Here is a 1410-nt window from a genome sequence, read left to right as displayed (position 1 = left end):
GCGCCCTTATGTTGGCATTATATTTATGTTGGCATAATAGAATAAAATATTGTAAATCAATCTATAAGAAATTTTTTTCACTACATAAAATTACGCATATTTTTATGGGACCTCAAATGGAACCACAAACAATATGCTGGAATTATTATTTAAAAGTGAATCAAATCTCCTTAAGCATAGAGGTGTTCCTCTATTAAAGGAAAGAGAAGATTTTCTCGTTAGGAAGCAATCGGAAGGATGCCAAACAAGAGAATTGCAAATTCTTGCATCTCTTTTACTAGAAACTGTAAATATCTTATCTCTTAAGGATAAAGATAAGTCTATTATCACTCTGGATGAGATCTTAGAAAAAAGTTCTCTTTTCAGGAATCAGAAGCAAATCAAATTCTTCATCAGTACAACCATCAATTGGTTAAATGAAATAGGGCGTCTCGACCTGAGGTATTGTGATCATAATTTACTATTCAATCATTTTAGCACAATATGCCATTATCGCATTAGGTATATTACCTATCCCATGTATCACGAAAGACTGTCTTATTTAAATTATATGCAGTCACTTGGAATGTCATTTAATAGACTTCGGGAACATGCAGAAATGCAACTCCATATTATAGATGAATTAGGAATAAGTGAAAAAAAGATAATACACCAACATGTCTTAGACAAGACAATTATTAGGTTAGCTGCGTATAACAGTCTTAAATGGATGAAAACCTTTAAAGCGGTTTCAATAAAATGGCTAAGTTTTATTGGTATACTTGAACGTTCTCAAGAGCAACTCCCACGTGATAATGATTTAATTATTGAATATATTAATTGGTCTAAATCAATGAAAGGACTTTCTGATATTACATTAAAAGGAAGACATTCAAGGATAAATGATTTCTCTTTCTTTATTCAGGATAAAACAGACTTGGCTCATTTAAATCTTTCTGTGATTGACGAATATATACAGTATAGACACAACGCAGGATGTTGCAAACGAACTCTTTCTCTCCTTACAACAAATATCAGAGAGTACGTAAAATTCTTAAACTTCAAAGGAATCTGTGATATTTGTGTAGAAGGAATACGCCATCCTAAAGAGTACAGTTTATCAACATTGCCCTCTGCACCTTCTTGGGATATTGTAGAGAAATTGTTGTCCTTTTATGATACCTCTACAATAGTAGGCAAACGTAATACCGCGATATTAGCCCTACTTTCAATTTATGGCTTAAGAACGAGTGAGGTCACAAGACTTAAATTGAGAGACATAGATTGGGATAAAAGACAGCTATGTTTCTATCATGTAAAAAATGGGCATGTGCAAAGCTTACCATTATCACCGTATGTCTACAATCTTTTAATTGATTATATCGTAAATGGAAGGGACAATAAAAGAAAAGTTGAGGAGGTTTTTATGAC

At 32.6% G+C, this 1410-nt stretch carries 1 protein-coding gene; it reads left to right on the top strand.

What is annotated here, in order from left to right:
• Positions 1–133: 133 nt before the first annotated feature.
• A partial coding sequence (locus H9625_RS17300) for a tyrosine-type recombinase/integrase (protein ID WP_191765559.1) occupies positions 134–1410 on the top strand: 1277 nt, incomplete at its 3' end.

It is taken from the genome of Phocaeicola intestinalis, from assembly GCF_014837065.1.
In the GTDB taxonomy this organism is placed as follows: Bacteria; Bacteroidota; Bacteroidia; order Bacteroidales; family Bacteroidaceae; genus Phocaeicola; species Phocaeicola intestinalis.
Note: the sequence above shows the minus strand (reverse complement) of the source record. Positions and strands in the feature narration are given on the sequence as shown.